Here is a 24,821-nt window from a genome sequence, read left to right as displayed (position 1 = left end):
TAAAAAGTCTAAAAAATTTCTGTGCATCCCCCCGACAATACTCAGATTTCATATATAAACAATTTTACCTATTAGACGCCCACTGTGTTTAGCATGTCAAACATAGGTAAAATCATTGCAATGACGATAAATCCAATCACAACAGCCATGATGACAATCATCAATGGCTCCAACAAAGCAATCATTTTTTGAAGGGCACTCTCGGTTTCTTCATCATAGAAGTTAGCTGTTTTCTCCAAAATTGCATCCAATGCACCCGATTCTTCTCCTATTTGAATCATGGAGATGACCATGGGCGGAAAAAACTCGATTCGTTTCATGGTCGCTGCCAAGGTAGCTCCCTTCATGATTTCATCAATAGAACTTTTTATGCCATCTGCCACTACCTTATTTCCGACGACGCGCCCAACGCTCTCTAGGGCTTGAATCAAAGGAATACCACTGGACAACAAGGTTGACAATGTTCTACAAAAGCGTGTGGTAATTACCTTTTGAATCATACCGCTGACGACTGGTATTTTAAGCTTTAATCGATCCAAAAAGAGCCTTCCTTTTTCAGCGTGGATGGCTTGGCTGATTCCAGCAAAAAGAACGACGAGTGACGTCATATGAATATACCAATAACGGCTTAGGTTTCCACTGATGGAAAGCAGTATCTTCGTCGGCCCTGGCAGTTCAACACCTGAATCTTGAAACATACCAATGAAGGTCGGCATAACAAAGGTTAATAAAAAGATGATCACCAAGATGGAAACCCCCATGAGGATAGATGGGTATATCATAGCATTTCTAATTTTTGTGGTAATTTTGTTTTCCTTTTCATAATGGACCGCCATACGTTCCATAATTATATCTAGATTTCCACTGATTTCTCCTGCTTCCACCATATTGATCAGCAGCTCGGGAATTGTTCTTTTGTGATGTCTTAGAGCATCTGAAAAAGTAGATCCTCTCTGTATTTCACTATGCGCTGATTCAAGTACTTCTTTCAAATGCTTGTTCCGTGTTTGGACACATAATACCCCAAGGCAACTGATGATGGGTACTCCTGCATTGAGCATGGTATAAAACTGCCGGCAAAATATGGAAAGGTCTGATAGTTTTAATCTATTGAAAAGGGAGAACTTTAATTCTCTTACCTCTTCCCCTTTCTCCACGATCTTTACCGGATAGTACATATTTTGATGAAGCATTGCGATAATTTCATCCTTAGAACTGGCTGTATAAGATCCTTCTACGCTTTGTCCTTGGATGGTTAACGCTTTATAATAAAACACAGGCATAGATTCACCTCTTTATTCGTTCCTTCTTCTTAGAAGCCCAACTGACGCTTTATTACTTCTTGATCATAGCTCTGTGTTAATAGAATTTCTTGGGATATCATACCACTTCTGTACAGGTCTATCAGCGCTCCATCCATGGTCTGCATACCGAATTTGATACCTGTCTGAATAGAAGTCTGAATCTGATGGGTTTTCCCTTCACGGATCAAGTTTTTTATTGCAGAAGTGGCTGTCATCACTTCAAAGGCACCAACCCGGCCGTTACCATCCACTCGTGGCAGAAGCTGTTGAGAGATTACCCCCTCCAGTATGGAAGATAATTGTACCCTCACCTGCTGCTGTTGATGGGGTGGAAAAACATCGATGATACGATCAATAGTTTTAACAGCTCCCAAGGTGTGTAGTGTTGACAATACCAAGTGGCCAGTTTCCGCAGCGGTGATGGCAATACTAATGGTTTCCAAGTCCCGCATTTCACCCACCAATATTACATCAGGATCCTGGCGTAATGCAGCTCTTAATGCATTGACAAAGCTATATGAATCGTTGCCAATTTCCCTTTGATTCACAATACTTTTCTGATGCTTATGCAAATACTCTATAGGGTCTTCTAGCGTTAATACATGACATTGTCGCTCTCGATTAATGGAATCAATCATGGCAGCCAACGTAGTAGACTTACCACTGCCTGTGGGCCCTGTTACCAATATGAGCCCCCTTTGCTTTCGAGATAATTCTTTGACGACTGGAGGCAACTTTAGTTCATCGATGGTAGGTACCTTTAATGGGACGGTACGAAGGACCATGCTGTAGGTTCCTCTTTGTTTAAATAAATTTACTCTGAATCGGCCCAATCCATGTTGGGAAAAGGACATATCTAATTCCCCTTGGTTGTTTAATTGATCGAATTGAGCTTCTGTTAATATTTCCTTTACGAGTGCCTCCGTATCACTGGGTGTTAGAGGTGCCTCGTTTATTGCTTCAAGATTACCATTTATTCTGATCATTGGAGGAACTGCTACAGTGATGTGCAAATCTGAAGCCTTTCGCTCAATGGTAGTTAATAATAAACTATTTATATTCATTGTAACTCACCTAATCCAAGCTATAAGCAACGCGAATCAACTCATCAAATGTTGTTTTACCATCAAGAACCAATTGTTTGCAGCTCTCACGCAATGATGTCATTCCTTGCTCATAACTTGCCTTCCTTATTTTATCAAGACTAGATTTCTCATCAATCAGAATTCGTATGTTTTCATTTACCCCCATCACCTCATGGACAGCTTGTCTGCCTTTGTAGCCTGTATAGTTACATGCATTACATCCTTTTCCCTTATATAAACGCAGTTCTTGATTTATGCCCAGGGTGCTCTTCTCAAATGGACCTGCATCATAGGAAGTCTTACAGCTTGGACAAATTCGTTTTATGAGGCGCTGGGCCACGATGCCTACGATGGCAGAAGAAACCAGATAAGGCTCGATACCCATATCGACCAAACGGGTTACCGTGGAAGCCGTATCGTTTGTATGCATGGTACTTAATACCAAGTGTCCTGTGATTGCTGCTCGAACAGCAATCTGAGCCGTTTCAGCATCACGGATTTCTCCAACCATAATAATATCCGGATCTTGTCTTAGAATGGATCTCAATCCACTGGCAAAAGTCATGCCGGCTTTATTATTTACTTGTACTTGGCTAATACCTTCTAAACGGTATTCTACTGGGTCCTCAATGGTAATGATATTTCGGCTGATCTGATTCAATTCCCGCAGTGCTGCATACAAAGTGGTGGTCTTTCCACTACCAGTAGGTCCTGTTACAAGGATAATGCCATAAGGATTCTTAATAATTCTTTCGAAAATTTTAAGATTGTTCTCAGAAAAACCAAGCTCACCCATCGAAAAGATAGAATTGCTTCGGTCTAGCAAACGAATTACGACCTTCTCACCATAAACTGTAGGTAATATAGATATACGCATATCGATATCTCGGCCATCAACAACCATCTCTACACGACCATCTTGAGGGATTCTCTTCTCGGCGATATCCATCTTTCCGATAATCTTTATTCTAGACACGGTAGGTAAATGAGCTGATTTTGCAATGTTCATTATCTCTTGAAGCTCCCCATCTATTCGAAACCGAATACGCATCGTCTTATCAGAAGGTTCAATGTGAATATCACTGGCCTTCAACTGCACAGCTTGCTTAATGAGGGAGTTTACCAATCTAACCATGGGCGCGTTGTTCACATCATCTAGGGTTTGATTTTCAAATTCTTCAATCGTCTCAATTTCATTTTCTTTTCTAAAATCTTCTACAGCTTTCTCAGCTGTTTCTTTTCCATAATATCGTTCAATGGCATATAGAATATTTTGTTTTGTAGAAATAGCAGGACTAACAATCAACCCTGTTGCAATTTTCACATCATCGATGGCAAATATATTTAGAGGGTCAGCCATGGCAACAATCAGTTTGTCTCGATCCTTCTTAATAGGAATTAACGTATGTCTTCGGGCAAGACGTTCGCTAATAAGTCTCGGTATTTCCGGAGCAATAAAATATTTTGACAAATCTAAATGAGGAATTCCTAACTGAAATTCAAGGACCTCGATGATTTGCTTTTCTTCTACAATACCTTCATCAATTAACAACTCTCCTAATTTCTTTCCAGTTATTTTCTGAAGTTGTAGAACTTTATCCAACTGGGCTTTGGATATAAGTCCTGCATCTATTAATAAGTCACCCAACCTCTTAATTTTTTCACTCATTGCGATCCCTCTTCCAAAGCTATGAATTCGTGTGATACAAATTTAAATTTTGATCTTCTGACCCCATAATAGTCATGCTAAACAACCATAAATTTTTATTATATTTGAATAAACTATTCTACAAAATAGTCCAAAAGTCCTGCTTTTTGTCGAAGAATAAATACCAGATATTTTATTGATCCCATACATTTTATATAGGTATTATGCCTTATATAAGGAAAGACGTGCTAGCATTTAGCACGTCTTAATGTAGTACTCTTTTTAATACAACCTTTTCAATTTTTCTGACAAACTTTGTCCATGTAAGCTCCTGATTGCCCAAAGGGATGACCAGAATGGTAAACAAGTCCAGGCGATTGCCACCTAAAACATCTGTGAACAATTGATCTCCAATGACAGCCGTGGTCTCTGGTGTGGTACCCATGAGCTCCATTGCTTTGTTAAAAGCACTGACTCTAGGTTTGACAGCTCGATGGATGGCTGGCAGTTTTAGTTCCTCGTTAAACTTTACCACCCTGTCCTCTGTGTTATTTGATACCAAGCAGACCTTAAATCCTTCTATTTCGAGATTTCTCAGCCAGGTTTTTACGCGCTCGCTGGCGGTTTTTTCTTCCCATTCCACTAGGGTATTGTCTATGTCTATGATGAAGCCTTTGACATTTAATTTTTTCAACTGCTCTAGATCTAGATAGAAAATCGAATCCACATATAGCTTAGGTTTTAATCTCTCTAGCATGTTTTCCACTCCCGAAATATATTTGGTATTTGTATTATTATCTGTAAAAAGAAGAACTTTCATTTATGCATTATATATCCGAAAAGTGGTAGAGACAATCAAAAAGTTTTTACCATACTACCCCATAATCATTTTTGTATTTATTCTTCATCGTCTTCGTCATCAATATCGATCTTTACATTGGCATTAAATGCTTTGCTAAGCTTTTTGATGGCTCTCTTCTCGATTCTGGATACATAGGAGCGAGATATACCCAAAAGCTTAGCGATTTCTCTCTGGGTTTTGCTGCCACCATTGGCTAAACCATATCTCAACTCTAAAACTGTTCGTTCTCTATTCTTTAAGATTTTTGCCATTTTTTGATATAACTTTTTCACCTGAATCTTTAATTCCACCTCATCCAAGACTTCATCAGCTTCAGTGCCTAGGATATCAATGAGTGATATTTCATTACCTTTAGCAGTTTATCAACGGATATTTCCTTGGAAATAGTGAAATTTCAACATTTTACGCCTTAGTCAGCCTTATAAAGACATTTTTTATTCTATAGGAACTTCAATGGGTAGCGAAAGCTTTCTTTTTTTGTATAAAAAAGTCATGGACAGAATCAAAAGGATGAGCCCTCCAATCATATAGGCCCAGGCATAGGGTTCTGTGTAGTATAAAAGCACTGGAAATATGAGGGTTCCTAGAAGATTGTATGTCACATGGAGTAAAATCGGCAGCCAAAGATTATTAGACCACTGATAAATAGCACCTAAAGCGATTCCCAGAACAAAGGTATAGATCCCTTGCAATGGGTTGCCATGATAGATGGCGAAAATAACTGCCTGAATGATGATGGACAAAGATACGGGTATTTGTTTTTTAAGCTCGCTCATCACTAAGCCTCTAAATAATATCTCTTCAAAGATAGGAATTAAAATGATGATACACATCATCCCAATAAAAGTACTTAAACCATCGTTTATATTTTGTGATACTTCCTCATAGCTTTCAAACTTTTCATAGCTCAGAAGCACAAAGCTGCTGGATACGGCAGATAATCCAATCGATGTTAAAAGGACATATAATGATTTTTCAAGACCTTCTTTTTGAAATCTACACTTTTGGAGAAAGGTTTCCTCTTTTTTCCTTAGAAGCAGTATATAGATAGTTGTGGCACATATGGCTGCAAAGGCGATGCCAATATAAATATCCTGACTAAGCTTGTCTTGAACCTCCATCTCTGTAAGGGTTCCGATATACTTCATGGTATAACCAATTCCCATGATTAGTCCTGTAGCTAGTTGTAGAAAAAAATAGATTAGCGTATATAGCAATATATTTCCAACCATTTTTAGATATTTTTTCATGAACGTCCTCCTAAATGAACGGGGTTAAATTGCTTTAGGGTTTAATCATACACCATTTCAAATTCCTTGTAAATTCTAATCCGTGTTTCTAATTCTATCAGTTTATTATTATTTTGCCTTTTGCTGGAAATATGTTTTGATAGAGTATTTCTTTCTTTTCCTGAACAAGCATGTCTGTCCCTTATATTCTATTCTTGTCCATCGCATTTTTCATTGGTGTTCTCAGCGATCTCCTGGATGATTTCTCTAGCAATGATATGACATTCATCAAGTATTGCTTCTATCTGGTTTTTCGACGGGTTCTCTGGCCCTGAGATATGGATGATGCTCTTGCCAATTGTATATGTTTGATCATATTCCATTCCTTCTTCCCCTCCCAATATCATCCTTATGTTGAGACAGGTTTGTACTATTCATGGCAAAAATAAATCCTAGATGCGCTGATGCACCTAGGATTTATTTTATAGATCCATATGGAATATCTTTATTTGCATGTAGGAATCACTGGAATACACAAGACGATCACCACTAGGTAACTCCCGATAAGTTATTTCTATCTTACCAGGCTTGTTTTCGATATGGTTCCAGCTAGAAGATACCTTTCTCTCTATCTCCATAATAGTTTCCTGAGGTATCTCATTCATTTTTAAAATATCAAGCATCTGATGAATTTGATTATGGATATCTACGCCAGTAGCACTACTATGTGTTAGAATGTTTAATCGTATGCCCCGTTCATCATCAGATTGTACAAAAAGGGTAGATTCCTTTGGTACATAGTACCCGTTAGATAGCTGTTCAAATTTTGCGGCATTGATGGCCCGAGAAGCATTGTCATGAAAGAGAGGCGTGTAAATGGATATATCTATTCCTTTATCGCATCGTAGTTCCACTCTCCTACCATCATCTAAATCAATAATATACGAATTCTCCAAAACAGGCGCATTGTAGGCTTCATGCCAGCTGTCTTGAATCTTTTGTTTTAGCTTCAACACCACGTTTTCTGAAATTTTATTTATTCTCAGGGTGGCCAATATTTCCTCCATGTCAGAAGGAAGGTGCTCTTTTGGACCATACGGGTCTGTTATGAGCTGGAGATGGAGCTTTGTAGCTTCATTCATACGAATCAGTAAATCTGTTTTATTTGGAATGAGATATCCGTTTTCTAAGGTTTCAAAATCTTTGGTGGTTTTATAGGGATTTAACCATCCGTACTTTTTTCCCGCGTTTGCAAGTAACACCATAGCTTGCTCTCTGGTTGTATTTTCACTGGGGGCTATACGGTTGTTTCCGATGCCCGTCATGAGGCCTTCCTGCCAACAAAATGAAATAGCCTCTTTTGCCCATTTTGATACCCTAAACATATCACTAAAATCTGCAGTCTTATGCGGTTCTGTGGTAATACCCATCATATTTATCTGTCTCCACAAAATTGTGGCGATTTCCTGACGAGTGATTTCTTTTTTTGGTGCAAACCTTCGGTTACTGATTCCCCTGATGATACCGAGATTATAGGCCCTACCGATGTTTGGATTAGAGGTATCGAGAAATGGGTGGGTATCATCAATTTCTTCCAAAGAAGTACCCTTTGCCTTGATATAAATACCTAATGCTAGTTCGGTAAATTCTTCCCTGGTAATAGGATCCTGGTATTTTTCATTTTCCATTAGGCTCTCCGTCAGCAGGCTATTTAACGATAGAATCGTAATACTTTCTTGGGCCCATTCTGAAGGTGTCGTATATCCCGTGTATACAAAACCAGATAAAATATATGTTATCAAAAAGCAAGTCAAAAAAATTATCCTATTCCTCTTCATTTGCATCTTAGCACCCCCAAAAAACTTCTTCCTATATTTTAGACGTATATATCCTACTTTTTGTTTCACAAAATGAGTAAATTTTCCAAAATTTTATTTTTGTTTTTGTGATTCCATGTCCTGAAATAAACAATTGAAATATTTCGGAATATCTATTAGACTAAGTGCATAGATAGATTACCTTATTATGGTAATCTATGATGAACGAATGAAGGTGATTGGATGAGAACAAAATGGATATCCATGCTTTTTTTATGTGTAGCTCTTTTGCCCTCCTGTACGAATTCTACCCATTTACAAGCGGCTCCTGCTATGAATATGAGTGACGCCCCAAATACAATTAAAGAGGATACTAGCCCCGTGAAGCCTCCTGCTCCTATCGAGATTCAGCTTACAGCTGTCGGAGATATCATGGTCCATGGACCTCAGCTCAAGGCTCAGTATAATAAGATTTCTGACCAATTCGATTTCCATAACAATTTCCATTTTATCAAGCCCTATGTTGAAAATGCCGACCTTGCTCTTTTCAATCTAGAGACGACCTTTGCTGGTGAAGACAAAGGGTATTCTAGTTTTCCGCGCTTCAATAGTCCCGATTCTTTGGCAGAAGCCCTTCAGACTGCAGGATTTGATGTGGCTGTGGCTGCCAACAATCACACGATTGATACAGGTATGGACGGTGTGTTACGAACCTTGGATGTACTGCATGAAAAAAAGTTAAAAACCGTAGGTACAAGGAAATCCCATAAGGAGAGCAGATTTTTGATTGAGAACATAAAAGGAATAAAGATTGGTATTACAGCTTATACTTATGAAACACCTGCCTATGGCAAGAACAAAACGATTAATTCCCTTATACTGCCATCGAACCTCGAGCCTTTGATCAACTCCTTTCGATACGATCGATTAGAGGAAGATTTGATTCAAATGAAATCTACCATCGATGACATGAGAGAAGCTGGTGCTGAAATCATCGTCTTTTATTTGCATTGGGGAGAAGAGTTTCAGCGTGAACCCAATGATTATCAAAAGCTGATTGCCCAAGTCTTAAATACTTATGGTGTAGATATCATCCTTGGCAGCCACCCCCATGTACTCCAGCCTATGGAATGGATGGAGCACCCTAAATATGGCAATCAAACCTTAGTCGTATATTCCCTTGGAAATTTTCTTTCCAATCAAAGATATGAGATTTTAAAGAATCGCTACACTGAAGACGGCATGCTGGTGCATGTTAAAATCATGAAGGATATGGTCAATAATAGCGTTCATATTTCAAATGTAAGCTATCAACCTACATGGGTACATAAATATATCGATGGAAGCAAACGGGTCTTTGAGATCCTTCCACTGCCTGAAGCTTTGGAGAGCTTTGAAGAATTCCATTTGTCATCAAAGGAATCTCAGTATAGGGCAAGACTTTCCTACGATAATACCATCCGTCTGTTACAGCTGGGGGATTCTACAAAATTTATTTCTACCACTCAGCAAAAGAAGACCCGTAAAAATAATATAGAATAAGCCGCTCCTTGGAGCGGCTTATTCTATATTATTTAGAAATTAAATCAATGGATACGATCTCGGAGCTTGTGAAAATGCGCATGGGTGGACCCCATAGACCCGTACCTGATGTGGTATAAATATAGGATGTATCTAGTTCATAAAGTCCATAGGAGTACTTAAAGGTTAATGGCACCAATAGATTTAAGGGTAAAATCTGACCTCTATGGGTATGGCCAGACAATTGGAGACTAACACCTTTTTGTACTGCCTCAGGAAAGCCAACTGGCTTATGGGACAACAGGATAACAGGCTGATTATCTTGAATATTTGCCATGGCTTTTGTCAGATCGGGACCTGGCAACGAAAAACTAGACGCCGTATCATCGGGAATACCTACCACATGCAGGCAATTATCAATGGTGATGGCCTCATTATTTAAAACGTGGAAATTTGAAAGGGCAGAAAATTCTTCAAAATGCTGAATCCCACCATAATATTCATGGTTACCTGATACCACATAAACACCATGCTTGCTTTTTAGTTGGCGGAGCAACGGTGGAAATTCCTTAATTCTATCCAAATGATCGTCAATCACGTCTCCTGTGATCAAAATAAGATCAGGGTTTTGAAGGTTTACGTGTTCAACAAGAGTCTCAATCCACTCTTTTGATGTAAAGTGATTGATGTGAATATCAGATAAATGAATGATTCTAAAGCCAGACTTTTCAATGGCTAGCCTAGGCATAGGGATTTGGATTTCCTTTAGCATTGGAGGCTGCTTTACCTGAAGAATGGCAAAACTAATAGCAACAATAGAGACAACCATACTGGCATAGGTTAGTATTTTTCGGTATTCTGGCAAAAAAATTGATAATATATCCTTAAAGAAAAAGATCGTGAAGCTAATTGAAATCATCCCTAGCCAAATATACCCTCCATAAATGAGAAATTCTAGGCCACTTCTTCGTCGTAAGAATTCCCCTGAGAAAAAGCTTAGTCCTCCAAGGATCATGCAAATTTTTATAAATGTCTTCACAGCAGTGGAGAGCGCAATACTTCTTACAATACTCCAATAGATATAATAATGCAATCCGAAGTACAAAGAAGAAGCAACAAGAATAAAAAAGATCATTCGTACAAAAGGCAAAATGATTCCTCCCATAATGTGTTGATGAATTCTGTACCAATATTGAATATTGTACCAAACTTGGATATGTAAGACAATATCATGCATATTTTGCTTTTCCTTTTAATAAGCATAAGTTAGTGCAGGGCTTGAGGAGGGATTTATGGAAAAAGTATGCATATATTTAAGAAAATCTAGAGCTGATATTGAGGCTGAAACTAGAGGTGAAGGTGAAACACTGAGAAAACACAGACAATACCTTATCAGGTTTGCACAAGAGAAAAAGCTAGATATCATAGAGATTAAGGAAGAGATCGTATCTGGTGAAAGTCTTGTCCATAGACCAGAGATGTTGGCATTACTTCAAGAGGTAGAAGCCGGAAAATATGAAGCAGTTTTGTGCATGGACATGGATCGTTTGGGCAGAGGTAATATGCAGGAACAGGGGCTGATTCTGGACACCTTCAAAAAATCGGCCACGAAGATTATCACTCCCCGAAAAGTCTACGATCTTCAGAATGAGTTTGACGAGGAATATAGCGAATTTGAGGCCTTTATGGCCCGAAAGGAGTTAAAAATTATCAATAGACGTCTGCAGCGTGGCAGATTACGATCCATTGAGGAAGGCAACTATTTATCTCCCGTTCCCCCTTATGGCTACGATATTCACTATAGAGATAAATATAGAAGCCTTATGCCCAATGAGGAACAGGCGTTGGTGGTGAAAATCATCTTTGATTGGTATACCAATCTACAGATCGGGGCCAATAAGATTGCTGCTAGACTATCCGAATTTGGTTATCAAACCAGCACAGGAAAGACTTGGTCTCCATCTGCTGTTCTCAACATCTTGAAAAATCCCATTTACATTGGTCAGATCACTTGGAAGAAAAGGGAGATTAAGAAATCCACAAAGCAAGGAAAAAAGAAAGATTCAAGGCTTAGACTGAAGGATGACTGGCTTATAGCAGAAGGTCGGCATCCACCTTTAGTATCCAAAGAAACGTTTGAAAGGGCACAGAGCATATTAAAAGGTCGAACACATGCCCCATTTTCAGACAATCATCAGCTTGTGAATCCGCTGGCTGGTTTAATTCGGTGTGGTGTATGCGGTACATCTATGATCCTGCGCACCTATAAAAATAAAGATTCCCAGTTGATGTGTTATAATCATTGCAACAATAAAAGCAGTAAATTTATATACGTAGAGCATCACCTTATAGAGGCTTTAAGGCTTTGGTTAAGCGAATACCCTTTCCAGTGGAATCGAATAAATGGGATGAGCGATCATTCACAGAATACAATAGATTTACATAATAATATTATGAAAACCATCGAAGGAAATTTAAGGGATTTACGAAACCAAAAAGAGAATATATATGACCTGCTAGAAAAGCAAATCTATGACGTTGAAACATTTACTAGCCGTGTAGATTATCTTACAGCAAGAATCCATGCGCTTGAAAAGAAACTTTTTACAGCGCGGATCGAATTTCAGAAACTGAAGGATTCTGTAGAAGCCTCTACATCCATGGAAATTAGCACGCTTCTCGATGTATACCTTCAATGCCAAAATCCAGAGAAAAAAAATAGATTTTTAAAATCTATTTTGAGCCATTGTATTTATCACAAAGATAAGCGTCATCGTGACGATCAGTTCACATTGATTCTTTATCCAAAGTTACCTAAGGAATTGGAATAGGTTGATAATTCAAAGAAGGCAATTCATTGCCTTCTTTGTCAACTCCAATCGGATCTTGAAGGGATACTTCACTTTTTGTTTTCTTGCTAGACCGAATGGTCATCAAAATTTCATTTGCTATTCTTACAAAAAGACGACTCATTCATTTTTCGTTTCTTCAACATTTAATGCATAGAATCTAATTCTATCCAGGATCGCAAAATGTATATTCAATACGTCACAGAACCTCACTAGGTGTTTTCTCTAAAAAAGCTCTTTTTAACTTTACATGCTCAAGATATTCTTCTTCACTTAATATTCCCCGTTCCCACGCTTTATCAAGTATCTCTATTGCTTGAATACAGAGTAATCTTAGATCCTCTTCAACCTTTAACATTTCATCACTCATGCATCCATCCCCCTTTAATATTACAAATGTTAAAATAATAACTTGAACATAATAATAATTCGCTCAATAATAAAGATTTCCTGCATGCAATTATACGAATTTCAAGATATTAATCTTACGAATAGTATCTATGCAGAAAGTCTTAAAAGAGTAGGCTCGGCCTACTCTTTTATCATTAAATGTCTATTTTCTGCTGCATATAATTGCTAAGCTAATATTTATAAAATTAGTATACCTATTTTTTCTATTCTATCTTACTTATGTTCTTTATAAACAGTATCTATAGCAAGTCCAGCCGCTAATAAAAGCTTGTTGTGTTCTGATTCGGATTCTGCAGCATCATTGAGGGAAATCACGTAGTTGTCAGCGGATGTAAATAATTCTTTTCCAATCCCAGCCCACTTTTTAGTAACAGTCCCTATCTCCTTTTCTTGCGAGTTTACAAATCTAAAATTCCACCCTTTCCAATCACCAATAATCTCTGCTACTTCTCGCTCATTGGAATCATAAACAAAAAAACCGCCCCCAATGGTCAATATCTTTCCTTTAAAATATCCAATATGATCTCCATTACTGTTATAAACGAATACTTTTGACCGTAAAAAACTCATCGGCTTCTGGATATAAAATACTAAACTTTGATTTTCACTGTCATAGACATTGATTCGATTAGGCAAAATTGATTTATTCACTAGTAACCTTAAGAACTTAATCATCGTACCTGGTTCTTCTTTTGCGATGCCTACTTGAATATTTGTTTCAGCATCATAAATATCATAGGTTCCCGCAAGCTTCATTAGTTCTACTTGTTCTTTCACAAAATATGTTTTTTTATCGAGTAACATGTTGTACCTCCATCTTAATTTTTTCCATGTTCATGGTAAACAGATTACACAGTCAAGTCATAGTGACTTTATTTCTGTTAATTTATTCCTTATAATCATACCATTTTAAATTAAAATTTGCTTTAATAATATCTAAAAACTTGATATGACTATAGTCCTAATTTTTCGAAGAATCATTAAATGTAATTTCTGCACAAGATTATACCTTTCTTTAATTAGTAGTATTATCCAGTATAAAAAATCAGAAAATTCCTCCTTATCTCTCAACTCCCTTTATGCCTTTAAAAATATACTACGAAAAATGTGTTTGCTAGGAGAGGATACTATACCTCCTGTATTGTTACTTTAGTATGGATTTCAGCAAAATAATAAGATAGCTCCTGAATCAGAGCTATCTCACATCTTTCCTTTTTTTAGGCACATTTGCAATTTCTACGATGTTAGACATATCATTGGCCTTTTGTCCTGCCGAGTTCATGCAAAGAGACTTAGATTTATGTTGTATGTAGCTTCCTCGGAAACTTTCATAATTCTTCACACTTTGTTCATATTTTCTTAATATTTAACTATTATAATAAGTCTATAGGGGCTAGCATACCTCCAGCAAATTTTCCCCTTTTCATATAGGGCTCTCATATGTTTTGAGGGCCCAAAGTATTTTTTGTGGGTTAATTTACATTTAGTACATCTCCCCTTGAATAAAATAGAGTAAATTTGATATAATACGGATAACTTGTATTTTTTATTACAGACTACTCATGCAGTTGCTGCTGAGTAGTCATTTTCATGCATAGCGTAGACCATACATAAAGAGAGTATGTCATTTATGATTTTATAATTCTCTTTCTAGTTGAGATCTAAGAATTTTTTGACCCCAGCAACATAGCTTAATATTTCGTCTTGGCTTTTGCCCTTGGCAATCATGTCGTTTACGCGATTACTTATAACTTTAGCTATTTGATCTGAGACTCTCTTTATATGTTCTTCCTGCTGCGCTATTGGTAAGTCATAGAAATTTACATCACCTACAGAAATTACAACTTTTATCTCTTTCACATCACCACCCCCACTACATACTATGAAAAAACTAGATTGTACTATGAACATAATAATATTGGAGGTGTTGTTTAAATGAACAATGCCCATTATCTCTACCTATTCGTTTGATCGTTGTGACAGATTTAAAAGTAATCAATAACTTAAAAAGGCATTTAGACATGCAGATGTTTCTTATGTCAATAATCAAATTTAACACAGCTGTTTAATATTTTAACTATAAATTGTATAGATTAGTTCATCTAAAATGTTTGAAATCTTAAATAAAGTTTCCCTGTCCAGTGCATTTATATCTTTTTTATAATTTGATATTTCTAATTTTATAATATTTATTTTTTCAATAAATTTATGATAATCTAAACAATTATCATCGCTGCTCATCGACTTTCCAGAATGCTCTATAAACTTATTCTTGTTAGTATGTTGGTTCAGCTTATCAAAATCATTTCTCACACTAATTCTCCCTTCTGACTGTAATATAGAATGAAATGACAATTGTTTTATCAGATATACATTTAATCGTTTTCTTCTACACAATTTTCCGTCGAATTCAATTTATAAATATTTTAATATGGATTTTAAATTAGAGCAAATTCATGATTTTACATTTATTTACAATTTCCTTACACGTTTACTTGTGCTTTTTTCTATTATTTAGATTGATTTAAAGATTATGAAAAAAACTTATGTGCATATTGTCAAAGCTCGTCGATATAACGAGATATGTGTTAAAAAATAAGCAGATAAAATCTGCTAATCTTTGGTATGTAATTTTTAATTATTTCATGCAGTTAATGCTGTAAATTTGAGCCATTATTTATTTAAATATTATTTACTTTCTTATCCTTAAAATGAAAAGAAACTTGGCATATGCCAAGTTTCTTAATAATATGTATTACTTTTAATGTGGATCCAGGTTGTCCTTAGTAGGTTTACATATCTGGATTATCTGTAGTAGGTCTAACTATGGATAGATCTGGATTATCTGTAGCAAATACGAACATTGTTGATGATAATGACAGTACTAAAACTAACATAAGAGCCAATAGTTTTTTCTTCATCTTTTTTCACCCCCTTTATATAATTCGTTTATATTTCAAACCTGTTGTTATAACATCGTAGAATTTTTCCGAGACAACGTTCAAGCTCTGAAGCATACTCAGCATTGTTGGTTCCGATTGTATCAAAGGATTCAATCAAAAACAATTCAATTTTTTTTAAAATTGCAGTGTTCCTCTCCTGATATGCCAACTGAATTACCGTTTCTATGCCTTTGATCATGAATGACTTGTGCGTAAATGCATTCTGTCTCTCTATTATGATTTCAAATAATTGTTCTAATACATCCCTCAATTCGCCCCTCAACGCTTTGATTTGTGCATAGGTTTGGAATGTGACAAAATAATAGTTTTGATTGTCATAATCGAGGAGCTCAAACGATCTTTGTATATATTTCAGCGCCCTATCATAATCGCCGACGACCTTATATAATTCTGCTAAATTATTGTAGATGACGCTCTGTTTTTCCGCATTAGACTTAGTGTACTGTAAGGCTTTTGTATAATGCTCAACCGCAGTCTGGTACTCACCTTGTTTTTTATAGGACAGCCCAATATTCATGATGGCCCTTCCCTTGTCTACTTTGCCGCTTGCCAATTTACTCGCTTTAAGAAACTTTTCTCGAGCTTTTTCATGGTATCCCGTATCGTTCAGCAAAATACCAAATAAGTAATTGAAATTAAATAGAGCATCATCTTTTATAGCTGATAACTCTATCAACTTTTCCGCATGATTGAATATTTCTAAAGATCGCTTATATCTATGATTTGAGTAATATATTGAGGCTAAATCAGATAAAAACATTACCTCGAAACTTTTATCCTCTAAGGATCTTGCTTTTGCAAGGGCCATTTCAAGGAGTTCGATTGATTTAAAAAATTCGCTTTTATAAAAATGATATATTGCCATCGCTCGATCCATTTTCATGGATTCGATATCCAGATTGTACTCAATACACAATTCTCTGAGCCTGCGCATTGTTAGCAGATCATTTTCAGATTTATATTCTTTACAATCCCTATAAATAGTCTGAACCATTCTAGAAATTTGTTCCTTATAGCTTATGACAATCTCGTCGTATCCCTTATCCAAGGCATTTACGAGTTTTATCTTAAACTTGTCTGATCCAATATTTTTATCTCGCAGATAAACCTTAACCGATTCAGGATACAGCCCTATGGCGTTCGCAAATTCTTCAGTCGTCTGGTATTTCTCCAATATGGCTTCTTTTACTTGCTGCTGGGGGGTTTTTAGCTTTACATCACTGAGTGTTAATTTCTGCAATGTTTCACCACCTTCTAGCCCGAAGATTTGCTTTAGTAATTTCATTATAACACGACATGTCGCTTAAAAAATGAGAAAAAAGTATTATTTTGTAAATTTTTTGTATTTTTCAACATCTTTTCTTTTTTGCTATAAACATAAATATAATAATATGACACCAGAAAAGATAAGGATGATATTATGAAAATTGCCATATATTCAAGAAAATCCAAATTTACTGGTTCTGGGGAATCAACACAGAATCAAATCGAGTTATGTAAAGAATATGCTAATAAACATTTCAATGTTGAAGAATTCATGGTTTTTGAAGATGAGGGATTCAGCGGTGGAAACATTGATCGGCCACAATACCAAAAAATGATGAGGGAAGCTAGAAAAGGCAAGTTCAATATATTGATGTGTTATCGGTTGGATCGTATTAGTAGAAATATTGCAGACTTTGCAGATACCATTGAGTTACTCCAGGAAAATGACATTGCTTTTATATCACTGCGTGAACAATTTGACACCTCTACTCCTATGGGGCGTGCTATGATGTATATAGCCTCTGTATTTGCTCAATTGGAACGAGAGACCATTGCAGAGCGTATTCGAGACAACATGATGCAGCTGGCCCGTACAGGGCGATGGTTGGGCGGTAATACACCTACTGGTTTTGAATCAGAGCCTATTACATATTTTGATGATAATTTGAAAGAAAAAACTATGTTTAGACTCTCTCCCATCGAAGAAGAATTATTACTCGTTAAAGAGTTGTTTGATAAATATATAGAATTTCAATCTTTATCTCAATTAGAAAAATATTGTTTGAAAAATAACCTCCAAACAAAAAAGAATGGTGACTTTCACAAGTTTTCTCTTCGGTTCATTCTAGCAAATCCCGTATACGTTATAGCTGATGAGTATATATATGATTATTTTGTTGCGAATGGCGTTCAGGTAGCTAATACGAAGGATGAATTTGATGGATCTAGTGGTATTATGGTTTACAACAAAAACAGTGTAAAAAAAGGCAGATCGGTTAAGCCGAAGGATATGACAGAATGGATATGTGCTATTGGTATGCATAAAGGCATTGTCCCCGGGAAAGATTGGATCTTTGTTCAAGAAACTTTAAAGAATAATAAAGATAAGGCTCCAAGACAAGGTACATCAACATTTGCTATGCTTTCTGGGCTTATAAGATGTGGTCAATGCGGTGCATTTATCAAAATTAAATATGGCCAGAAGAGATTGAATTCTAATGAAAGACATTTTTATTATGTATGCAGCGCAAAAGATTTATCTGGTGGTTCCCGGTGCAAATGCCCTAACCTTCACGGAGAAAGAACAGATCATTTGATAATTGAAAATCTCAAAATGCTAGTGAGCGGTGACATCATTAAGAAGATTGAACTAAATAAAACTAAGTTGTTAGATAGGTCGGAAAAAAACAAGCAGATTCAAAGCCGAATGAATGCAAACAAACAAGCTATAGAGAACCTGGTAAAGCAGGTTGCACAAAATCAGAACAGCACGATTGCTAAATATCTGATTACGGAGATGGAGAAAATTGAAAAAGAAAACAATGAATTGGAAGCCAAACTTGACATTGCGGATGATAGAATGGAGCTTCTCAATATCGATTTATTTTATGAATCAGTTGCTAGATTTATTGGTGAGATTGATCATGTTCCTTATTCACAAAAAAGAAACCTTATCAAAGCAATTGTTGATAAGATTATATGGGACGGAGAGAAGGTGGATATTAAGTTGATGTTGACTTAGTCCTCGCGGTTGTCTTTTTGTCATAATAGAATTTGCTATACACTCATTACGGAAACATTTTATCATACTCAAAACACCTCTATGTTAGAATATACATCTGACTTATCTACTATTTGCGGCAGGATACGCTACTATCGATTGCTTAATGGACTTTCCCAAGAAGAACTATCTCATAAATCAGGAATTGATCGTACTACTATTATAAGGTATGAAAATAATCAGCTCAATCATTCCCTAGAGCTTTGCTATAAGATTGCTAAAACCATAGGAATAGATCCAAATCTTATATATGATGAGTATTTAGCTTTTATTTCTTCTAGTTTTGGAAATAAAATTAAAAATATTAGAAAGAAAAACAAGCTTACTCAACATGCCTTTGGAGCAATTATCGGTGTACATAGAAAAACGATTGTACGCTGGGAAAAAGAACAATTGAGTCCTACAAGAGAAAATTATTTATCTATCTGCAAATTTATGTGAAATTGTAAGCAGGAGGATTATTCTCCTGCTTTTTATATCGGTTTTGGTAATTGAGTAATGAATCTAGCATAGCCTTTTTTTATGGCCTCATATTACCACAAACCAGTTATCATACACGTTATAAATAAATAAAAATCTCGTATTTTAATGGTTTATAGTGAACATAAAAATACAAGATTTTTTAAATTTCATATTGAACGCAGAACTGTTGGTTTTACAGCATTTCCAAAAGATGATAATGGTATCTTGAATACTGGGATTTGTGGTTCTGTCGGCGCAATTTCATTAAATCCAAAGAAAACAACTAAGTTACCATTTTCTAGGTAAAACGGTTGATCCGCTGCGACTCCTTTAAATCTTTCTAGGGTTCCTGGAGCATAGCTTTCTCGGTGAGCAGATATTTGTTTTCTTATCTCCCTATCTATGAGGGCTTTATAGTTAATACCTGGTTGAAAAATATCTTCAAGAGCTAATGCTTTTCCTGTTATAAGATTAAAGTTATAGGGTACTTTAATATAACTGTTATTCCCTCCTATATTTTCGTGGTATACCATGGCAATGCTTATTATGTTATTTCTATTATATGGGACCTCATAAATTGATGAAATAACATAGGGTTTAATTGGCTTTCCTTCCTGCCTAGCTTTATCAGCATAATCTTGGGCTGCTGTTTCCATTTCTCGTTTGAATTCTGAAGCATCTTCATTAACAGAATTGTTAATAGCATTCTGTACAGAGATATTTTTAATACCTTGTAATATAGGTATACGTAAGTCTGTAATTAATGCTGGTGTTTGATATGCAATTCGCTTTGTAGTGACAGAGATAGGGTTATTCTGTGGTAAACTTCTCATAGACAAGTAATACGGTGTGTAGTAACTATGATTCAAAAATGGGCAGGTATAAAAATAACTGGAAATTCTCATTTCGTATTCTCCATTTCATAAATATATTTAATAGGAAATACCGGAATTTGTTAACTCAATAAAATGCTCATTTGACCTACTTTAGTTTCTTCATCTAGCACCTTACAGAGTTTTACTCATAGAATAATACCGGGAGGGACATTTTATGTGTAAAATAGATGATATTCTTTCAGATATCAAAAGCTTACAAAATATATTGCAAGATGTACTTGTAGAGACTAACTATAATTTAAGCGATCCAGAGGTTTTATTCATTAAGCGCATCATTGATTCTTACACGGTCGATTATATAAACCTTAGTAAAAATTACCCTGACCAAAGAAATAATCAAATTCATAAACCTATAGCCGACGTTTGATTTGTTTTGGGTAAAAAGTCCTCTAGGCTCCTCTAGAGGCCTTTTAGAATTGTGATTAACAATTAATATAATAAAAATGGTTTAGCAATCTAATATTTATTTCTTCATTTTACTAGCTTATAAAAGCTTAGATTCCCCTGACTTCTCCCAATGTTCAACTTGTTCAATGGCTTCTTGGGGTGTCATGCCCTTACCTACAAGGACACCTGAAAGTATGAATTCCTGGAATAAATGTGTCATGTTTATACCTTCTTCTGATTCTGCTAGTGCTCTTCTCACCAATGGATCGATATACGTAACCCATTCATCGGGCGAATAGTCCATCTTTTCATTACGAAATAGCTCCCCGGGCATCTTTTCCCAATAGGCTTTTGCTTCTTCTTCAAGCTTCTTGAGCCTTGTATAGTAATCTGGAAACTCCCTCAAATGAGCATAGGCAATTTTTCCTGTTAATATAGGATTGTCCGCGGTAACATTTGTCGGCCCATATTTTAATCCATGTTCCAGTTCTGTATTTACTCCCATCCAAAACTGCTCAAGATCGAATCTTTCTTTACTAAAATCTATACCAAGCTGCATTGCGATCTGTGCCGCTTCTTCTTTGGTGAACTTTGTTTTCTGTATTGATTTAGAATCTCTATTCATAGACTTATCAATTGTTGACTTACCAACATTTTTATTTAAGATATAGTTATACTTATCTGCATGCTTCATTTCATCAGTAAGGATTTCAAAGACCATGTCCCTATGGTATCGATCGGGCATGCCGGCTCGGATAATTCGATATCTTTCCATTGCAGCTAGTTCACCAAATAGTGCTTTTGTAACACCATAAATATAAGAGTTTGGCTTTTCAAATTCTTCATCTTTAGCAGGAGGAATTTCCTGACCTGTAAAGTATCTATAGATCTGTCTAAACATTTTATTGTGTTTTCTTTCATCATCACGGATTGTTGCAATAATATCTTTCTCTTCCTTAGTTGGAGCTACGGAAATGAGATAATCATAGAATAGCTCATCTTCTCTCTCCCCTTGAGCAGCATCTTTTACCAATGCCAAGGCTTCCGTTAGCGTTTTATAGGAAGTAGGTAGCATGCAACCCATGTATGGCATATTATTGTTCATTCAAGTTTCCCCCTTATTTTATAAAAAAACTGAACATTTACTCCACTATAATAATATTCAAATCCAACGGGTATGCATCTTGTACCTATAATCTGAATTTAAATATTGTTAGATAAAACATTCTTAATAATGTGCTTTTAATGCTTTTATTGGCTATCTCAAACAGGTAGATCATTACCTATAGTGACATACATGAGAGTAATCTAATAGGGTCTTGTACAATACAGGGATTTTCAATATGATTAATAGCTTTCAACTTTGTTCTTTTCATAAATTTCAATATTTAAAAATCGTATTATATCTAGTAAGAATTTACTTTATTTCTAAATCTTACACAGGCTAAATACTCTTCTATGACACAAGATATACATAGTAAAAAATACTTATACAATAAAGAAGGGAGAATATTTATGAAATATTTAAAGCACTCCAAATTATTTAGTACTATTTTGACCGTACTCCTGGTATTCTCGGTACTAATTATAGGATGTACGCCAGCAAGAAGACCAATAGTAGAAAATAATAACCAGCCAAATACTACCATGAGAACCCCTATCACAACCCCAGCTCCGCGAACAACAGAAACACCTAATAGAGTAGATAATAGAGCTAATACAACAGAAAGAGATGAAAGAATTGCCACAGAGTTAGAAAAAATCAATGGCGTTCAAAATGCCTATGTACTAACCAATGATAGTACTGCATATGTTGGTCTTGGCTTAGACCCAAATATTGAGTCTGCAAGAACGATTACTATCAAAGATGATGCAATTGCAAAAGTTAAGTCTGTAGATACTTCCGTTAGAACAGTATATGTCTCGTCGGATATTGATGTTGTTGGGCGATTTAGAGGATATATACAAGATATTAGAGGAGGAAGACCGATTTCTGGGTTTATTAATGAGATTGAGGAAATGTTCAGAAGAACTGTACCAAGAACATAATAAAAGAACTGGGTTATCCCAGTTCTTTTCTGTTATTGAAATAGGGCACTTATTATAGCATCAATTAGAAGATATACCTCATACATTATTCTTGCTCTTAATCTCTTCCATCATGCTATCAATGTTTCGATAGTCTACCAAGGAAAAAATAACGACAGGCTAGGATTATTCCAGCCTGATTTTTTATTGTTCAACTCATTACGCACCCATGAAATGACAAGTCTAAAATAAGCATAGAAATATTTTACTACCTATAGAAAACTGGAATTCGGATAAACTATATTTAAAAGACTGAGAAAGGCGATTGATGCTGATGATGGAGATCATTACACTTGAAAATAAACTTACACTTAAGTTGAGAGAACTTGAGGCTACTCCAGTAGAGATAGAACAAATATTGTATCACTATTGAGCAAAGGTATGGGAACTACAAGAATTAGGAAAAGCTCCTGATTTAGAAATTGTAGGAGAATTTGTTCAAGCTTACTATAATGAACAAATTAGAAACTACGGGATTGGATGGATGCATGTATGATTTACATATATAACTGTTACGGTGGAACTCATTCGTCAGTATTGGCAGCTGCATATCACTTGAAAATTCTGGATGAGACCCATGAGCCTACAAAAGAAGAAATCTTAAATTTAAAAGACTTTAACACTTTGGTATACGGAAATCGCGGAGAATTATTTTTCCATGGGTTTGATGAGGATGGAAACAGGGTTTATGTCATTGGACGAGGACGTTCAAAAGTATTGATTCCTGGTCTATTTAATCTTGCTTCCATGCTCGATAAAAATGATCTAATTGGAGATAGAGTTATCTTTTCAAACACGTCTCCCACAGTTCCCCTTGCCATGACTTTTGGTGGCTTGTTTTCTAGGTGGCTCAAAATTGATTTTATTGGAGTTCCTTTACTTATTAGGGGTTCCCAGGAAGCATATAAAGATATAGTCAAACTTGTTGAAACCACTAAAGCCGAGGCACAAACAGATTCATCTACAATTGTAATTTTAGAAAACAAGCAGTTTGAACACTAAAAGAATACTTTACAGAATAAATCCTTGTAAAAATAATATTCACTCTACCTTGAAAACACTGAGAGCTAGTTGATGGTTCTTAGTGTTTTATTATGTAGAAATCTATTCAAATAATTGTATGTTCAATGCTTTATAAAATTCCAAGTCAATATCATGCGTCAATGTCAAGTTATTATCCTTACGATATTTAATTACATAGTATTTCATTTCCTCTCCATATATGCCATCTATATAACCTAGGTAATAGCCCATTCTTTTCATCCGTTTTTGAACTTCAAAAACATCAGCGCCCCGATCCCCAGGTATCAAAATTCGAAAACCATTTCCAAACGGACCAAAAATTCCACCCCAGATCGTTACGGGAGTATCAATTTTAATATAACGATATAGATCCTCTACATCTTTATTTCTCATTCGAATGCATCCATGGGAAGCTGATCTTCCTATTGAACTTGGATTATTTGTACCATGTATACCATACCTACCCCATGGAACGTTTAATCCCATCCATCTTGTTCCAAATCCCTTACCCCACTTGGACTTCTCAATTATAGTCCAGTTTCCAATAGGAGAAGGCGTTTATTCTTTTCCATTAGCTATTAGATATCTTTTTAGAACGCTATTGTCATCTAGATTGATTAGTTCTAAGGTTTTAGCATTTATGTCAATGAAAATTGATAGATTATCATAATCTGGATTTTCTCTCATCTTTTTTTCTTCCCAGCTTATGTACTCAATATTTTTAAAAACATTTATAGGACTACATCCATTGGCTAACTTATTCTTAATATTGAAAGAAAAACCTAGACTTAATAGTACTGATATGCAGGTAATGTATATAATTATCCATGATATCCATCGTTTCAAGAATCTCCCCTCCTTCAGCTACATTATTATATGCCAAAGCAATCTCGCAAAATTACATCGTTCTAGTATAATAAATCTCTATATAAAGGTAAAGAATCCATATTGAAGAACAATATCATTAAAAGAATATTCAAGTATTGGTCTATACTTTGCTTGTTGAAGATTCATTTAATCCCTTAAGACAGAAATGAATTCTGTCTTTGTCAATCACATTAGATCACCTTTTAACGAATATTTTTCTTTATCTCACCAGAACATACGTTCTGTGTAAAGGCATAAAAAATACGGTAGGTAAAGTGAAAGACTAAATTCCAGTTTGTAAGACTAAATTCAATCCTATGGATGTTACTCTTACACGTCTCTTTCAGTATAATAAAAGTGCAG

Annotated in this window: 27 protein-coding genes; 7 read left to right on the top strand and 20 right to left on the bottom strand. The window is 35.8% G+C overall.

From position 1 onward, the window contains the following. Positions 1-71 precede the first annotated feature (71 nt). The 8 genes from HNQ80_RS13165 to HNQ80_RS13130 all read right to left on the bottom strand — a co-directional run bounded on the left by HNQ80_RS13165 (position 72) and on the right by HNQ80_RS13130 (position 7,930). A complete protein-coding gene (locus tag HNQ80_RS13165) occupies positions 72-1,283 on the bottom strand; it encodes a type II secretion system F family protein (protein ID WP_184311127.1) in 1,212 nt (403 codons plus the stop codon). A 29-nt stretch (positions 1,284-1,312) separates the two neighbouring features. Further along, entirely contained in the window at positions 1,313-2,368 is a 1,056-nt protein-coding gene (locus HNQ80_RS13160; RefSeq protein WP_184311126.1) for a type IV pilus twitching motility protein PilT, read from the bottom strand. Positions 2,369-2,378: 10 nt separating this feature from the next. Next, entirely contained in the window at positions 2,379-4,058 is a 1,680-nt protein-coding gene (locus HNQ80_RS13155; protein WP_184311125.1) for a GspE/PulE family protein, read from the bottom strand. A 244-nt stretch (positions 4,059-4,302) separates the two neighbouring features. After that, positions 4,303-4,794, bottom strand: a complete 492-nt coding sequence (locus HNQ80_RS13150) for a YqeG family HAD IIIA-type phosphatase (protein ID WP_184311124.1) — start codon at positions 4,792-4,794, stop codon at positions 4,303-4,305. A 140-nt stretch (positions 4,795-4,934) separates the two neighbouring features. Continuing rightward, positions 4,935-5,225 (bottom strand): sigma-70 family RNA polymerase sigma factor, encoded by a 291-nt coding sequence (locus HNQ80_RS13145; RefSeq protein ID WP_330602876.1) that lies wholly within the window; start codon positions 5,223-5,225, stop codon positions 4,935-4,937. 108 nt (positions 5,226-5,333) lie between these two features. Then, a complete protein-coding gene (locus HNQ80_RS13140) occupies positions 5,334-6,149 on the bottom strand; it encodes a CPBP family intramembrane glutamic endopeptidase (protein ID WP_184311123.1) in 816 nt (271 codons plus the stop codon). A gap of 188 nt (positions 6,150-6,337) precedes the next feature. Next, entirely contained in the window at positions 6,338-6,511 is a 174-nt protein-coding gene (locus HNQ80_RS13135) for a hypothetical protein (protein WP_184311122.1), read from the bottom strand. Between the two features lie 99 nt (positions 6,512-6,610). Next, on the bottom strand, positions 6,611-7,930 hold the full coding sequence (locus HNQ80_RS13130) for an S-layer homology domain-containing protein (RefSeq protein WP_207727009.1): 1,320 nt from the start codon (positions 7,928-7,930) through the stop codon (positions 6,611-6,613). Positions 7,931-8,188: 258 nt separating this feature from the next. Between HNQ80_RS13130 and HNQ80_RS13125 the strand changes: the two genes are divergently transcribed. Beyond that, positions 8,189-9,487 (top strand): CapA family protein, encoded by a 1,299-nt coding sequence (locus tag HNQ80_RS13125; RefSeq protein WP_184311120.1) that lies wholly within the window; start codon positions 8,189-8,191, stop codon positions 9,485-9,487. A 28-nt stretch (positions 9,488-9,515) separates the two neighbouring features. On the opposite strand, the gene HNQ80_RS13120 is transcribed toward HNQ80_RS13125, so the two are convergent. After that, positions 9,516-10,616, bottom strand: a complete 1,101-nt coding sequence (locus tag HNQ80_RS13120; RefSeq protein WP_184311119.1) for a metallophosphoesterase — start codon at positions 10,614-10,616, stop codon at positions 9,516-9,518. Between the two features lie 142 nt (positions 10,617-10,758). Between HNQ80_RS13120 and HNQ80_RS13115 the strand changes: the two genes are divergently transcribed. After that, complete coding sequence (locus tag HNQ80_RS13115; RefSeq protein WP_184311118.1) at positions 10,759-12,297, top strand: recombinase family protein; 1,539 nt, start codon at positions 10,759-10,761, stop codon at positions 12,295-12,297. Here HNQ80_RS13115 and HNQ80_RS25620 read toward each other — a convergent pair. The 7 genes from HNQ80_RS25620 to HNQ80_RS13090 form a co-directional block, all read right to left on the bottom strand. Continuing rightward, complete coding sequence (locus HNQ80_RS25620) at positions 12,281-12,439, bottom strand: hypothetical protein (protein ID WP_207727008.1); 159 nt, start codon at positions 12,437-12,439, stop codon at positions 12,281-12,283. The genes HNQ80_RS13115 and HNQ80_RS25620 overlap by 17 nt on opposite strands. Positions 12,440-12,514: 75 nt before the next feature. Continuing rightward, positions 12,515-12,685, bottom strand: a complete 171-nt coding sequence (locus tag HNQ80_RS13110; RefSeq protein WP_184311117.1) for a hypothetical protein — start codon at positions 12,683-12,685, stop codon at positions 12,515-12,517. A gap of 254 nt (positions 12,686-12,939) precedes the next feature. Beyond that, positions 12,940-13,530 (bottom strand): phospholipid scramblase-related protein, encoded by a 591-nt coding sequence (locus tag HNQ80_RS13105; protein ID WP_184311116.1) that lies wholly within the window; start codon positions 13,528-13,530, stop codon positions 12,940-12,942. Positions 13,531-14,376: 846 nt separating this feature from the next. After that, positions 14,377-14,586, bottom strand: a complete 210-nt coding sequence (locus tag HNQ80_RS13100; RefSeq protein ID WP_184311115.1) for a hypothetical protein — start codon at positions 14,584-14,586, stop codon at positions 14,377-14,379. Between the two features lie 213 nt (positions 14,587-14,799). Next, positions 14,800-15,039, bottom strand: coding sequence for a hypothetical protein (locus HNQ80_RS13095; protein ID WP_184311114.1), 240 nt, complete (start codon positions 15,037-15,039; stop codon positions 14,800-14,802). Positions 15,040-15,518: 479 nt separating this feature from the next. After that, the gene (locus HNQ80_RS26270; RefSeq protein ID WP_279288995.1) at positions 15,519-15,647 is read right to left on the bottom strand and encodes a hypothetical protein; all 129 of its coding nucleotides are present in this window, start codon (positions 15,645-15,647) and stop codon (positions 15,519-15,521) included. Between the two features lie 28 nt (positions 15,648-15,675). Next, positions 15,676-16,929, bottom strand: a complete 1,254-nt coding sequence (locus tag HNQ80_RS13090; RefSeq protein ID WP_184311113.1) for a tetratricopeptide repeat protein — start codon at positions 16,927-16,929, stop codon at positions 15,676-15,678. 180 nt (positions 16,930-17,109) lie between these two features. Here HNQ80_RS13090 and HNQ80_RS13085 point away from each other — a divergent pair, with 180 nt between their 5' ends. Both HNQ80_RS13085 and HNQ80_RS13080 read left to right on the top strand, forming a co-directional pair. After that, a complete protein-coding gene (locus HNQ80_RS13085) occupies positions 17,110-18,696 on the top strand; it encodes a recombinase family protein (protein ID WP_184311112.1) in 1,587 nt (528 codons plus the stop codon). 81 nt (positions 18,697-18,777) lie between these two features. Continuing rightward, complete coding sequence (locus tag HNQ80_RS13080; RefSeq protein WP_184311111.1) at positions 18,778-19,176, top strand: helix-turn-helix transcriptional regulator; 399 nt, start codon at positions 18,778-18,780, stop codon at positions 19,174-19,176. A gap of 188 nt (positions 19,177-19,364) precedes the next feature. Here the strand turns inward: HNQ80_RS13080 and HNQ80_RS13075 are convergent, their stop codons facing one another. After that, complete coding sequence (locus tag HNQ80_RS13075; protein WP_184311110.1) at positions 19,365-20,102, bottom strand: DUF3298 and DUF4163 domain-containing protein; 738 nt, start codon at positions 20,100-20,102, stop codon at positions 19,365-19,367. A gap of 145 nt (positions 20,103-20,247) precedes the next feature. Between HNQ80_RS13075 and HNQ80_RS13070 the strand changes: the two genes are divergently transcribed. After that, positions 20,248-20,460, top strand: a complete 213-nt coding sequence (locus tag HNQ80_RS13070) for a hypothetical protein (protein ID WP_184311109.1) — start codon at positions 20,248-20,250, stop codon at positions 20,458-20,460. 117 nt (positions 20,461-20,577) lie between these two features. Here HNQ80_RS13070 and HNQ80_RS25950 read toward each other — a convergent pair whose 3' ends face one another. Next, entirely contained in the window at positions 20,578-21,585 is a 1,008-nt protein-coding gene (locus HNQ80_RS25950) for a DUF5661 family protein (protein ID WP_243183242.1), read from the bottom strand. Between the two features lie 410 nt (positions 21,586-21,995). Here HNQ80_RS25950 and HNQ80_RS13055 point away from each other — a divergent pair, with 410 nt between their 5' ends. After that, positions 21,996-22,529 carry a YhcN/YlaJ family sporulation lipoprotein gene (locus tag HNQ80_RS13055; protein ID WP_184311108.1) on the top strand — a complete coding sequence of 178 codons (534 nt, stop codon included), beginning with the start codon at positions 21,996-21,998 and terminating at the stop codon, positions 22,527-22,529. 531 nt (positions 22,530-23,060) lie between these two features. After that, positions 23,061-23,570, top strand: a complete 510-nt coding sequence (locus HNQ80_RS13050; protein WP_184311107.1) for a DUF3189 family protein — start codon at positions 23,061-23,063, stop codon at positions 23,568-23,570. A 102-nt stretch (positions 23,571-23,672) separates the two neighbouring features. On the opposite strand, the gene HNQ80_RS13045 is transcribed toward HNQ80_RS13050, so the two are convergent. Both HNQ80_RS13045 and HNQ80_RS25615 read right to left on the bottom strand, forming a co-directional pair. Continuing rightward, a complete protein-coding gene (locus HNQ80_RS13045) occupies positions 23,673-24,137 on the bottom strand; it encodes a L,D-transpeptidase family protein (RefSeq protein WP_330602875.1) in 465 nt (154 codons plus the stop codon). Between the two features lie 12 nt (positions 24,138-24,149). Further along, positions 24,150-24,437 (bottom strand): hypothetical protein, encoded by a 288-nt coding sequence (locus HNQ80_RS25615; RefSeq protein WP_207727006.1) that lies wholly within the window; start codon positions 24,435-24,437, stop codon positions 24,150-24,152. Positions 24,438-24,821 lie beyond the last annotated feature (384 nt).

Origin of the sequence: Anaerosolibacter carboniphilus, from assembly GCF_014205875.1 — a bacterium.
Lineage (GTDB): Bacteria > Bacillota > Clostridia > Peptostreptococcales > Thermotaleaceae > Anaerosolibacter > Anaerosolibacter carboniphilus.
Note: the sequence above shows the minus strand (reverse complement) of the source record. Positions and strands in the feature narration are given on the sequence as shown.

What these genes read in the sequence shown, in the direction of transcription:
- HNQ80_RS13080 (WP_184311111.1), top strand. Translation starts at nt 18,778, where the DNA reads ATGTTAGAATATACATCTGACTTATCTACTATTTGCGGCAGGATACGC.
- HNQ80_RS13165 (WP_184311127.1), bottom strand. Translation starts at nt 1,283, where the DNA reads ATGCCTGTGTTTTATTATAAAGCGTTAACCATCCAAGGACAAAGCGTA.
- HNQ80_RS13110 (WP_184311117.1), bottom strand. Translation starts at nt 12,685, where the DNA reads ATGAGTGATGAAATGTTAAAGGTTGAAGAGGATCTAAGATTACTCTGT.
- HNQ80_RS13070 (WP_184311109.1), top strand. Translation starts at nt 20,248, where the DNA reads ATGTGTAAAATAGATGATATTCTTTCAGATATCAAAAGCTTACAAAAT.
- HNQ80_RS13050 (WP_184311107.1), top strand. Translation starts at nt 23,061, where the DNA reads ATGATTTACATATATAACTGTTACGGTGGAACTCATTCGTCAGTATTG.
- HNQ80_RS13055 (WP_184311108.1), top strand. Translation starts at nt 21,996, where the DNA reads ATGAAATATTTAAAGCACTCCAAATTATTTAGTACTATTTTGACCGTA.
- HNQ80_RS25950 (WP_243183242.1), bottom strand. Translation starts at nt 21,585, where the DNA reads ATGAACAATAATATGCCATACATGGGTTGCATGCTACCTACTTCCTAT.
- HNQ80_RS13140 (WP_184311123.1), bottom strand. Translation starts at nt 6,149, where the DNA reads ATGAAAAAATATCTAAAAATGGTTGGAAATATATTGCTATATACGCTA.
- HNQ80_RS13075 (WP_184311110.1), bottom strand. Translation starts at nt 20,102, where the DNA reads ATGAGAATTTCCAGTTATTTTTATACCTGCCCATTTTTGAATCATAGT.
- HNQ80_RS13085 (WP_184311112.1), top strand. Translation starts at nt 17,110, where the DNA reads ATGAAAATTGCCATATATTCAAGAAAATCCAAATTTACTGGTTCTGGG.
- HNQ80_RS13115 (WP_184311118.1), top strand. Translation starts at nt 10,759, where the DNA reads ATGGAAAAAGTATGCATATATTTAAGAAAATCTAGAGCTGATATTGAG.
- HNQ80_RS13160 (WP_184311126.1), bottom strand. Translation starts at nt 2,368, where the DNA reads ATGAATATAAATAGTTTATTATTAACTACCATTGAGCGAAAGGCTTCA.
- HNQ80_RS26270 (WP_279288995.1), bottom strand. Translation starts at nt 15,647, where the DNA reads ATGAAGAAAAAACTATTGGCTCTTATGTTAGTTTTAGTACTGTCATTA.
- HNQ80_RS13135 (WP_184311122.1), bottom strand. Translation starts at nt 6,511, where the DNA reads ATGGAATATGATCAAACATATACAATTGGCAAGAGCATCATCCATATC.
- HNQ80_RS13105 (WP_184311116.1), bottom strand. Translation starts at nt 13,530, where the DNA reads ATGTTACTCGATAAAAAAACATATTTTGTGAAAGAACAAGTAGAACTA.
- HNQ80_RS13125 (WP_184311120.1), top strand. Translation starts at nt 8,189, where the DNA reads ATGAGAACAAAATGGATATCCATGCTTTTTTTATGTGTAGCTCTTTTG.
- HNQ80_RS25620 (WP_207727008.1), bottom strand. Translation starts at nt 12,439, where the DNA reads ATGAGTCGTCTTTTTGTAAGAATAGCAAATGAAATTTTGATGACCATT.
- HNQ80_RS13150 (WP_184311124.1), bottom strand. Translation starts at nt 4,794, where the DNA reads ATGCTAGAGAGATTAAAACCTAAGCTATATGTGGATTCGATTTTCTAT.
- HNQ80_RS13155 (WP_184311125.1), bottom strand. Translation starts at nt 4,058, where the DNA reads ATGAGTGAAAAAATTAAGAGGTTGGGTGACTTATTAATAGATGCAGGA.